8 protein-coding genes are annotated in these 11281 nt (G+C 68.7%); all 8 read right to left on the bottom strand.

Going from position 1 to position 11281, the window contains the following annotated elements; genetic code table 11:
- Positions 1-59: 59 nt before the first annotated feature.
- A complete protein-coding gene (locus METFAM1_RS0100770) occupies positions 60-2936 on the bottom strand; it encodes a PAS domain S-box protein (protein ID WP_232419612.1) in 2877 nt (958 codons plus the stop codon).
- Complete coding sequence (locus tag METFAM1_RS0100765; protein ID WP_081627174.1) at positions 2920-4035, bottom strand: HD-GYP domain-containing protein; 1116 nt, start codon at positions 4033-4035, stop codon at positions 2920-2922. The genes METFAM1_RS0100770 and METFAM1_RS0100765 overlap by 17 nt, the downstream gene beginning before the upstream one ends.
- 149 nt (positions 4036-4184) lie before the next feature.
- Positions 4185-4916: a DUF4198 domain-containing protein gene (locus tag METFAM1_RS0100760; protein WP_019917553.1), complete on the bottom strand. Its 732-nt coding sequence runs from the start codon at positions 4914-4916 to the stop codon at positions 4185-4187.
- A gap of 16 nt (positions 4917-4932) precedes the next feature.
- On the bottom strand, positions 4933-7407 hold the full coding sequence (locus METFAM1_RS0100755) for a TonB-dependent receptor (RefSeq protein WP_019917552.1): 2475 nt from the start codon (positions 7405-7407) through the stop codon (positions 4933-4935).
- 115 nt (positions 7408-7522) lie between these two features.
- Positions 7523-8530 carry a FecR domain-containing protein gene (locus METFAM1_RS0100750; RefSeq protein ID WP_019917551.1) on the bottom strand — a complete coding sequence of 336 codons (1008 nt, stop codon included), beginning with the start codon at positions 8528-8530 and terminating at the stop codon, positions 7523-7525.
- Positions 8527-9039, bottom strand: a complete 513-nt coding sequence (locus tag METFAM1_RS0100745) for a sigma-70 family RNA polymerase sigma factor (protein ID WP_019917550.1) — start codon at positions 9037-9039, stop codon at positions 8527-8529. Before METFAM1_RS0100745 ends, METFAM1_RS0100750 begins: the two co-directional genes overlap by 4 nt.
- A 182-nt stretch (positions 9040-9221) precedes the next feature.
- Positions 9222-10826 (bottom strand): glutamine-hydrolyzing GMP synthase, encoded by a 1605-nt coding sequence (guaA, locus tag METFAM1_RS0100740; RefSeq protein WP_019917549.1) that lies wholly within the window; start codon positions 10824-10826, stop codon positions 9222-9224.
- A gap of 34 nt (positions 10827-10860) precedes the next feature.
- Entirely contained in the window at positions 10861-11241 is a 381-nt protein-coding gene (locus METFAM1_RS0100735; protein WP_036271620.1) for a four helix bundle protein, read from the bottom strand.
- Positions 11242-11281 lie beyond the last annotated feature (40 nt).

The raw sequence follows: 11281 nt of genomic DNA, 5'->3' as shown, positions 1-11281 counted from the left end.
CATGACGTGCAGGGTGCAACGGCTGCCCCAGATCAATCTTTAGTGCGGACGGTCGGGCGTCAGGTCGCCGCCAGCAATGCACGCGCCGCAGCCACGGCGGCATCGTAGTCGAAGGCGGCAATGCAGCGCAGCAGGTTCACGCCATCGGGCCCCAGCCCCTGCAGGATGGCCGCCGACTCGCGCGCCAGTGCGCCGGCACGGGTGTCGCCGGCTTCCAGCAGCGGCAACAGGCGATCGACCAATGCCCTGGCCTCGCCGGCGCAGGGTTGCGGCTCCGGTGCCGCCGCCGCGTCGCCGGCACCGAGCCAGCGCAGCAGCAGCGTGTAGAAGGCCTCCGGCTCGACCGGCTTGGCGATGAAGTCGTCCAGCCCCGCGGCGGCACAGGCGGCGCGGTCGTCGGCAAAGGCGTTGGCGGTGACCGCGACGACCGGCACCTTCTCCCAGCCAGGCAGATCACGCAGCCGGCGCGTGGCGTCGATGCCGTTCAGGCGTGGCATCTGCAGGTCCATCAGCACCAGGTCGTAGCGCTCGCCGGCCGCGCGCTCCAGCGCCTCGACACCGTCGGCGGCAACGTCTGCCTGCAGGCCGGCATCTCGCAGCAGCGCCAGCAACACCTCGCGATTGATGTCGTGGTCTTCGACCAGCAGGATGCGCTTGCGGCCGAAATCCCGCTCCAGGCGCGCCCGCGCGTCGACCACGAACGGCGCCACCGGGTCGGCCATGTCGGCCACCACGCCGAGGCGGGCGGTGAACCAGAAACGGCTGCCGCGCCCCGACTCGCTGCTGGCGCCGGCATCGCCGCCCATCAGCCGCGCCAGCCGACGCGTGATCGACAACCCCAGTCCGCTGCCGCCGTACTTGCGCGTGGTCGATGCATCGGCCTGTTCGAAGGCACTGAAAAGACGGGCGAGATCGCCCGCCGCGATGCCGATGCCGGTATCGCTCACTTCGAAGCGCAGCAGTACGCTGTCGTCGCCCCGCTCGACCACGGCGACACTCAGCGTGACGCTGCCCTGTTCAGTGAACTTGACCGCATTGCTGAGGTAGTTGAGCAGCGCCTGGCGCAGCCGGGTGGCGTCGCCGCGCAGCGTCGCCGGCACCGCAGCGTCGGTCTGCACGCGCAACGCCAGGCCGCGTTCGTCTGCGCGCTCCATCATCATCGAGCGCACCTGTTCGAGCAGCGCATCGAGGCGGAAGGCGGCCGATTCGAGCACCAGCTTTTCGGCCTCGACGCGCGACAGGTCGAGCACGTCGTCGATGATGTGACGCAGATGGCTGGCTGCCGCACCGATCTTCTCCGCATGCTCGCGCTGCGTCGCATCGAGCGGCGATTTCCACAGCAGATGCGTCAGTCCGATGATGGCATTCATCGGCGTACGCATCTCATGGCTCATGTTGGCAAGAAACTGGCTCTTCGAGCGGTTCGCCGCCTCGGCCGCCTCCTTCGCGACCGCCAGTTCGGCGGTGCGCAACTGCACCTGTTCCTCAAGATGGGTGCGGTGGCGGCTCAGTTCGAGTTCCATCCGCCGGCGTTCGGTGATGTCCTGTACCGTGCCGCGCAGCCGCACCACGCGGCCGTTCTCGGTCACCGGCGTGCCGAGTACGCGCACCCATTTCTGGCGCCCGGCCCGGGTGTGTATCTGCGCTTCGATATCCCACGGTTCGCCCCGCTCGACCGCGCCGTCGATGACCGCCTCGATACGCAGCCGGTCCTGCTCGCGGAAAAACTGCAGCGCGCTGGCCAGCGTATCGACCGACGCCGGATCGGCCTCGTGGATGCGTGCCACCTCGTCGGTGGCGCTCAGGCGGCCGCTTTCGAGATCGACCGCCCAGGCGCCGATGTGTGCCAGTTCGCCGATCTGGCGCAGCAGCGTCTCGCGCTCTTCCTGCGCCTGTACGGCCGCCACCCGCTCGCTCAGGTCGGCAAGCACGCAGTGCGTGCGCTCGAAGTAGCCCCGTGCATCGAGTTGCACGCGCCCGACCAGCCAGACGACGACCGCGTGGCCGTCGCGATGCTGCAGGCGCAGTTCGGTCTGGATGCGCTCGTCGCGCTTGAAACGCTCGAAGGTGGCCGCGAAATCCGCACGCTCGGCCGGCATCCAGAGATCGCCGAAGGCGCGCCCCAGCAGTTCGCCCTCGCGATAGCCGAGCAGCGCACACAGCATGGGATTGACGTGGATGAAACGGCCCTGCGCGTCGAGCGACTGATAGGCCACCGGGAAATGCTCGAAAAGGGTGCGGAAGCGCTCTTCGCTGTCGCGCAGCGCACGCTCGGCGTTGAGCCGTTCGGTGATGTCGCGCGCCACCCCGTAGAGGCCGATCACGTGCCCGCCGGCATCGCGCAGCGGGCCCTTGGTGCTGAGGAAGATGCGCTCGCCGTCCGCCGTCGGCAGATGCTCCTCGAAGCGCACGACCTGACCGCCGGCCATGACGATGCGGTCGTTGTCCATCACCCGGCGGGCCACCTCCGGCGCCAGCAGTTCGGCGTCGGTGCGGCCGAGCATGGCCTGCTCCGGAATGCCGAGCAGGCGTACGACTTCCGGATTGCTGACCAGATAGCGCCCTTCGCTGTCCTTGGCGAACACCGGATCGGAGGCGCTGCGGATGATGGCGTCGAGCAGCGATTCGGCGCGCGCGCGAGCCGTCAGCGACACGTTCTCGCGCTCAAGCGCGTCGAGGGCGCGGCCGGTCAGGCGGCGCAGCAGCAGATAGAGCGCACAGGCGGTGACGGCAACGAAGGCCCAGCCCTTGAAGGTGCTGGCTAGCGCAAAGCGCTTCGGATCGTCAGTCAGCGCGAGCAGCAGTTCATCGGACAGCAGTATCCACAGCGAGGCGATGCCGGTGTAGGCGAGCACCGTCATCCGCATGCCCCAGATCGCGTCGCTGCGTGCCTGTGCCGATGGCGATCCGGGGGACGACTCAGGTCGGGTCGGCATGGCGCCTCGCGATGTCGATGAAATCGGAATAACGCTCGATGAACACGTCGACGACGTCCGGATCGAAATGCGTACCGCGCCGCTCAACGATGTGGGCGCGCACCTCGTCAGCCGGGAACGGCGACTTGTACACGCGGCGCGACATCATCGCATCGAACACGTCGGCCACCGTCATCAGCCGCGCCGCCAGCGGGATCGCCTCGCCGGCCAGCCCGTCCGGGTAGCCGCTGCCGTCCCAGTGTTCGTGATGCCAGTGCGCGATGTCGCGCGCCAGTGCGAGGAAGGCGGCCGGTTTCACCTCGTCGCGCTCGGCAAACTCAATGGCGCGCGCGCCCATTTCGGCGTGGGTCTTCATCACCGCCCACTCGTCGGCGTCGAGCTTGCCGCGCTTGTGCAGGATGTGGTCCGGAATGCCGACCTTGCCGATGTCGTGCAGCGGCGCCGAACGGGTGAGCAGGTCGATCCAGGCCGGGGTCAGCACCGGCGCGAAGCGCGGGTCGTCGGCCAGCGCCTCGGCCAGCACGCGCACATAGGCCTGGGTGCGGCGGATATGGCGTCCGGTCTCGTGGTCGCGCGTTTCGGCCAGATTGGCCAGCGCCCGGATGCTCACCGCCTGGATCTGCTCGTTCTCTTCCATGCGCCGGCTGACTTCGGCCTCCAGACAGGCGTTGTGGTCGCGCATCAGGTCGCGCGCAAGCTTGGCCTGCAGGTGGGTGCGCACGCGCGCCAGCAGTACGGCCGGCTTGATCGGCTTCGAGATGTAATCGGCCGCCCCCATGGCCAGCCCGGCTTCCTCGTCGCCGGCTTCGGTCAGCGCCGTGACGAAGATGACCGGAATGTCGCAGGTCGCGGGATCGTTCTGCAGACGTTCGAGAACCGTGTAGCCGTCAATGCCCGGCATCATCACATCGAGCAGGATGAGCGAGGGCGCATCGCGATCACTTGCCAGCCGCAGCGCGGCGACGCCGTTCTTCGCCGCCTTGACGCGATAGCCGGCGGTTCGCAGCAGGCCGTCGAGCACCTCAAGATTTTCCGACATGTCGTCGACGATCAGGATCGTCGTGCTTGCTGGGTCCAGTCTTCGGTGCAAGGTAGTGATATCCGCTTACGCTTTGTAACAAGCGGAGACTGCACCGGTTGGGTGCGGCCGACAATATCCTCGCGCGCAAACAGACCGGAAAAGCTTGAATTTTTACAGTCTGCCGGCATTAGCGACCCTCCGCCGGCAGACCGAAAGCAGCCGGGCGCTCAGTCGGCGGGCGGCTTCAGTGCGAAACTGAGGGTGGCGAAGTGCTCGACCTGATCCACCTTGCCGTCGGCATCGCCGCGTGCAAGGTATTCGGCGCGGATCACGTTGAGTCCCTGGTTGCGCACGGTGACGGTCGCCAGGCCGTCGGCACCGGTCCGCACCGATGCGCCGTCCGGGTCATTGACCAGATCCGGCCACACCTCGACGCCGGGCAGCGGCCGTCCCTCGTACAGCACGCGTACCGTCAGCACATCGCCGCGGCGTTGCGGAAAGCGCTTGCCGACCGGCACGATCTGGAAGGCCATGCCGGCCACCGGCTGCATTTCACCGGCCGGCGCCGACAGCAGGTGGGTGCCGTACTTCAGGTAGCGGCCGGTGACGGTTGCGCCGGGCACCGTTTCCTTCGTGCCGGCCGTCCACTTGCCGGAGGGCAGGCGCGACCAGTGGCCGTTGTCCATCGTCGCCGCCAGCACGGTGGCCGCGGCGTCGGCACTGACGAACAGCATGGGTTCGACCGGCACTGTACGCACCGCCACCGGACGACCGGCCGCATCGAAGGCCTGCAGCGCCGTGATGCGGTCACGGCGGCTGAACACCTCGACGTCCTCGGCGCCCTCGCCGTAGACCAGCGCCAGCCGCCCGGCGCGCTGGGCGAACCAGATGCCGTGCGCCCAGCTAGGCGTTGTCATGGCCACCAGAAGCAGCGCGGCCGTGATGCGGAATGCGTTCATCGTGTTCACCCCGCGCTCAGAAATCGACGGTGGCCGACAGCAGCAGCGTGCGCGGCGCACCCTGCACCAGACTGCCGTACTGCGACACGCCGGCCCAGTAGTTGCGATCGAAGGCATTGCGCAGCTGGGCGCGGAACACGGTGGCGCGGCCGGCGACCGTCGTGCGGTAGCGCGCGCCGAGGTCGACCGTGGTCCAGTCCGGCACGCGCAGCGTGTTGGCGCGGTCGACGTACTGGCTGCCGGTGTGCGCCACGTTGCCGGTCAGCGTGACACCGGGCAGGAAGGCGACGTCCCACTCGGCGCCGATATTGGCCATCAAGGACGGCACGCCGACTGCGGTCCGGCCCAGCGTGGCGGCCGAATTGGTCTGCGTCAGGTCGGCGTCGAGCAGCGTCACGCCGCCAAGCAGACGCAGGCCGGGTGCGGCTTCGCCGGACAGCGCCAGTTCGACGCCGCGGTTGCGCTGTTCGCCATCGACCGCGAACACGGTGCCGGTCAGCTGGCCGCTCGGCTTGGTGATCTGGAAGGCGCTCAGCGTGGCGATTACGCCGCCGATCTCGGCCTTCACGCCCACTTCGTTCTGCCGCGCCTTGTACGGTGCGAACACCTCGCCGGCGTTGCTGGCCGACGGCGGCGCGATGTCGCCGCGGCTCAGGCCCTGGATGTGGTTGGCGTACAGCGCCACGCCCTGCCACGGCTTGACGACGATACCGACCAGCGGCGTCAGCGCGTCCTCGTCGTAGGCCGTCGTCAGCGCCCCGGTCAGCGGGTCGAAGTTGTCGGTCTCCACCCGCTGCCGGCGCACGCCCAGCGTGAGCTGCAGGCGCTCGTCGTACATCGACAGCGTGTCGGACAGCGCGATGCCGCTCAGCTGGGTGTCGGACACGCGCGGCACGTCGCCGGTCAGCTGCACGTCCTGCGCCGGGCTGTCGAAGGGCGCGTACAGATTGGACAGCACCGCGGTGCCGTTGGCGGAAATGCGCCCGAGGCGATCACGATAAGTGCTGACCTGCGCACTCACCACGTGACGCAGCGGACCGGTTTCGAAGCGCGCGCGCAGCCCGGCCTCGGCCGTGCGGCGATCGACGTCGAAGCGGAAGCGCTGCGGCACCGTGCTGGTGTCGCCGGCCGCATTCAGTATGGTCGGGTTGCCGAACAGGCGATCGACCCGGGTGCGTCCGCCGCCGACGCCGGCGAACAGCGTGATCCGCTCGCTCGCCGCGTACTCGACGCGCGCCAGCACCGACTGGTCCTCGGTTTCGAAACGTTCCCAGCGCTGCGACACGTTGCGCCGCCCGTCAGGCGCCGACGGCACCGCCACGCCGGCGCCGAGGAAGGGGCGGCGCGACGGCGCGTCGATGTCTTCCCGCTGATCGACGATGTCCAGCGTGGCGCGCAGTCTGTCGCCGCTGTAATCGAGCGCCAGCGCGCCGACGGTTGCCGCCCGCGACTGCTTGTCGATGCCGGTGTCGCCGTCGTGCACGCTGCCGTTGAAGCGCAGACCGAGGCGACGATCCGGACCGAAGCGACGGCTCAGGTCGAGGTGGCCACCGTACTGCGCGTTCGGCGACGCGCTCGCGGTGAAGCGCGTGAGGTCGTCGGCGCCGGCGCGTTTGGGCACGATGTTGATGGTGCCGCCGACGCTGCTGGCCGGCGACATGCCGTAGAGCAGCGCGGTCGGCCCCTTGATCACCTCGACGCGCTCGGCGTAGTCGACCAGCACGCGGTAGTTCGGCGCCACGCCATGGACGCCGTCGAAGGCGATTTCCCCCGCGTTCTGGTCGCCGACCGGGAAACCGCGGATGAAGAAGGTGTCGAGGATGTCGCCCGGATGGCCGGAAATGCGGATCGACGGGTCGTTGCCGACGACGTCGGCCACGCTGAGCGCCTGCCTGTCCGCGATCATGCCGGCGCTGTAGCTGGTGACGCTGAACGGCGCGTCCATCACGTCGGCGTTGCCCAGCATGCCCAGGCGGCCACCGCGCGCCATCTGACCGCCCGCCTGCATCGGCGGCAAGGGGTGGAGGGATTCGGCGTCGGCGCGCACCCGCACGGCATCGAGCACCGGCACTTCGGCGTTCGCCGACGGACGCGGTGCGGCACTCCGGCGCACGGTGTAGCCGCCTTCGCCACGTGCGACCGCTTCGAAGCCGGTGTCGGCGAGCAGTGCCCGCAACGCGGCGTCAGCGGTGTAATCGCCCTCCAGCCCGCGCGAACGCACGCCGGCCAGCTGCGCCGCCTCGTAGGACACATTGATGCCGGCGATGCGCGCATAGCGGTCGAGCGCCGTGGCGAGCGGTCCGGCGGGCAGGCTGAAATGCAGCACGCCGGCTACCGCCGGCGCGGCGGCAGCCTGTGCCTGCGCCAACTGCGGCAGCGCGGCGGTCGTCAGGGTCAGACCCAGCAGGGCGATGCGCAGCGCGGCGGAAAGGGCCGTCAGCGGCGGAAGCGGACGCGCAGGCAAGGCCGGCACGGAGAAAGGAGTGTTCATGGCTGAGTTCAGGTCCGGTTGGAAGAGCAGCGCCAAAACGGGCGCCTTCACTGCAGAGGCCGGACCAGACGGCAGATCCCCTCACTTCACCGGAAAATTTTTTGCGCGGCCGTGCTCAACCCGCCTGATCGGGTTCGACGATGACCCAGTAGCGGGTGCGGTAGCGAACGTGCACCGGCTGCACCTGCATCAGGAAGCGCAGCGCGCGGTCGGTGTCGCGCACGTGGAACACGCCGGACACGCGCCAATCTGCGATCCGCGGATCGCAGACGATGCGGCCGCTGCGATAGCGCGACAGTTCGTCCAGCAGGTCGGCCAGCCGCATGTCGCGGCCGGCAATGACGCCGTCGGTCCACGCATCGTCGTCGGCATCCGCGACGACCGGTGGCGAGATGCCGGCCGGGCCGAGCGTGCTGCGCTCGCCGCTGTGGATCACGACGGTCGCGCCGCCGTCGGCCGGATGCGCCTCGACTGCGCCCTCCTGCACGCTGACCCGCAGCTCGGAGCGCTCCAGCCGCACGACGAAACGGGTACCCAGCGCGCGCAGCGCGCCGAAGGGCGTGCTGACCCAGAACGGGCGCTTGGCGGCGACGCCGGCATCGTCGCCGGTGGTGATCATGATTTCGCCGCGGTGCAGCGCCAGCACGCGACGCTGGTCGGAGAAATCGCTGCTGATCGCGCTGTCCGTGTTCAGCATCACCACGCTGCCATCGGCCAGTCGCAGCGTGCGCTGTTCGCCCACCGACGTGCTCGCGTCGGCGAGCAGACGCTGCCAGGGCGTGGTTTCGCGCACCGCCCATCCGCTCGCCAGCGCCACGCCGGACAGCGACAGCACGCGCAAGGCACGTCGCCTGCCGGCAACGGCCCCGCGGCGCCCGGCCTCGGCGGCCTGCAGCACGTCCTGCGCCAACCGTGCCGGCAGGCCGGAGAAGTCGCTGCGCAAGGCCGCCACCCTGCTCCACGCCTGTGCGTGGCGCGGGTCGGCGTCGAGCCAGCGCGCGAAAGCCTGCTGCGCTGCAGGCGTCGCGGCGTTGTAGTCCAGCCGCACCGACCAGGCGATCGCCGCATCGACGATGTCGTCCGGCAGGCGCTCGCCGGCCGTGGCAGTGAGCGCTTCGCTCACGACTCGAAGCGCATCGCGTAGCAGTGACGCAGCGCGCGGGCGACGTAGCGCTCGGCGGTGGCCAGCGACACACCGAGCCGGCTGGCGATCTGCGGGCAGCTGAGGCCTTCGAGCTGCGCCCACAGGAAAGCGGTACGCACCTGCGGCTTCAGGCTGTCGAGCATGCGGTCGATCTCGATCAGCGCCTCCAGCACCAGCGCGCGGCTCTCTGGCGACGGCGCTTCGGCTTCCGGCAGCACGGCCAGCGTATCGAGCCAGGCGCGTTCGAGGGCGCGCCGGCGCCAATGATCGATCACCAGGCCGCGCGCGATGGTCGACAGATAAGCGCGCGGCTCGTGCGCACGCACCGGCTGCTGCCGCGTCAGCACGCGGATGAACACGTCCTGCGCAATGTCCGCCGCCTCCATCGCGTCGCCCAGCTTGCGCCGCAGCCAGCCCTGCAGCCAGCCGTGATGACCCCGGTAGAGATCCTCCGCCTCCCGCCGCAGCTCACATTCGACAGTCCGCACCGCGCACTCCCCTCGCGCCCGGTCCGCCGTGGCGGACGGGCATCAATGCAATTGATAATTGTTCGCATTGTAGAGAGGGAGGGCGCGGGCGGCAATCGGGAGCGAACGGCGACGTGCAAAAAAGAAAACCCCGGGACAGGCCCGGGGTTGGTCGCGAGATCTGGCAGCGCAGCGACGTGGAATCACTCCCACTCGATCGTCGCCGGCGGCTTGCCCGAGATGTCGTAGACCACCCGGTTGATGCCGCGCACCTCGTTGATGATGCGGTTGCTGACGCGGCCGAGCAGGCTGTGCGGCAGTTCGGCCCAGTGGGCGGTCATGAAGTCCTGCGTCTGCACGGCGCGCAGCGCGACGACCCATTCGTAAGTGCGGCCGTCGCCCATCACGCCAACCGACTTCACCGGCAGGAAGACGGCGAAGGCCTGGCTGGTGAGGTCGTACCAGCTCTTGCCGGTCTGCGGGTCGATGGTGGCGCGCAGTTCCTCGATGAAGATGGCGTCGGCGCGGCGCAGCAGGTCGGCGTACTCGGCGTGGATTTCGCCGAGGATGCGCACGCCCAGACCGGGACCCGGGAAGGGGTGGCGGTACACCATGTCGCGCGGCAGGCCGAGCGCGACGCCCAGTTCGCGCACTTCGTCCTTGAACAGCTCGCGCAGCGGCTCCAGCAGCTTGAGGCCCAGCTGTTCCGGCAGGCCGCCGACGTTGTGGTGGCTCTTGATCGTCGTGGCCTTCTTGCTCTTGGCGCCGCCGGACTCGATCACGTCCGGATAGATGGTGCCCTGGGCGAGGAAGGTGGCGCCCTTGTGGCCGCCGTCGCCCGCCTTCAGCTTGGCGGCTTCCGCCTTGAACACCTCGACGAACTCGCGGCCGATGATCTTGCGCTTGGCTTCCGGGTCGGACACGCCCTTCAGGTGGCCGAGGAACTGGTCAGCGGCATCGACGTGGATCACCCGCGCATGCAGACGGCCGGCGAACATGTCCATCACCATCTGCCCCTCGTTCAGGCGCAGCAGGCCGTGGTCGACGAACACGCAGGTGAGCTGGTCGCCGATGGCGCGATGGATCAGCGCCGCGGCCACCGACGAATCGACACCGCCCGACAGGCCGAGGATGACCTCTTCGTCACCCACCTGTTCGCGGATGCGCTCGACCGCTTCGGCGATGTAGTCGCCCATGATCCAGTCGCCCTGGCAGCCGCACACGTCGAGCACAAAGCGGCGCAGCAGGTCAGCGCCGCGCGCGGTGTGGGTGACTTCCGGGTGGAACTGCACGCCGTAGAAACGGCGGGCTTCGTCGGCCATGCCGGCGATCGGACAGCTGTCGGTCGACGCCATCACGACAAAGCCCGGCGGCAGTTCGGTCACCTTGTCGCCGTGACTCATCCACACCTTGAGCATGCCGTGGCCCTGCTCGGTGCGGAAATCCTCGATGCCGTCGAGCAGCTTGGTATGGCCGCGGGCGCGCACTTCGGCGTAACCGAACTCGCGCACCGTGCCCGCCTCAACCTTGCCACCCAGCTGCTGCGCCATGGTCTGCATGCCGTAGCAGATGCCCAGCACCGGCACATCCAGTTCGAACACCGCCTGCGGCGCGCGGTCGGTCGATTCCTCGTAGGCCGACATATGACTGCCGGACAGAATGACCCCCTGCGCGCCGAAGCCGCGCACGAAATCGTCGCTCACGTCGCACGGATGGATTTCGCAATACACATGCGCCTCGCGCACGCGGCGCGCGATGAGCTGGGTGACCTGGGAGCCGAAATCGAGGATGAGGATCTTGTTGTGCATGGGGGTTCAGGGGTAAGAGGCTAGGGACTGGGGACTAGGGCGCCGCAGCGATGCGCGACGCCAGTGAGGTTTGCAGGCCCCGAATCATCCGGCCTGTTTCTCCAGCAAGGACCAAGGTCGAATCAAGCCGATCCTGATCAAGGTAGTCGAGACGGTGTGAAAGGATGAGCTGCGTTTCCAGTTCAGCAAGCGAACCCGAGGCGATCGAGAGAAAACGAAGAAAGTCGCGCGTAGAACTGCGCGCGTGCCCTTCCGCGATATTCGACGGAACGGACACGGCTGCGCGACGAAGCTGAGAGACCATAACGAAGCGCTCGCTGTCCGGAAAGGAGCGACTCAGAGCATAAATGCCGAGAGCAAGATCCATCGCTCGTTGCCAGACCAGCAAATCGCGATAGCTTCGCACCTCGCTCATCAAGCCCCGGCCCCTCCAGCCCCTGCTCCCTGGCCCCCAG

The sequence above is a fragment of the Methyloversatilis discipulorum genome (assembly GCF_000527135.1).
Classification (GTDB): domain Bacteria; phylum Pseudomonadota; class Gammaproteobacteria; order Burkholderiales; family Rhodocyclaceae; genus Methyloversatilis; species Methyloversatilis discipulorum.
The sequence above is the reverse complement of the archived record's forward strand: the minus strand, read 5'-3'. Positions and strand labels throughout refer to the sequence as shown.

Coding starts and splice junctions, on each gene's coding strand:
- METFAM1_RS0100770 (WP_232419612.1), bottom strand. CDS start 2,936: ATGCCGACCCGACCTGAGTCGTCCCCCGGATCGCCATCGGCACAGGCA.
- METFAM1_RS0100760 (WP_019917553.1), bottom strand. CDS start 4,916: ATGAACGCATTCCGCATCACGGCCGCGCTGCTTCTGGTGGCCATGACA.
- METFAM1_RS0100755 (WP_019917552.1), bottom strand. CDS start 7,407: ATGAACACTCCTTTCTCCGTGCCGGCCTTGCCTGCGCGTCCGCTTCCG.
- guaA (WP_019917549.1), bottom strand. CDS start 10,826: ATGCACAACAAGATCCTCATCCTCGATTTCGGCTCCCAGGTCACCCAG.
- METFAM1_RS0100735 (WP_036271620.1), bottom strand. CDS start 11,241: ATGAGCGAGGTGCGAAGCTATCGCGATTTGCTGGTCTGGCAACGAGCG.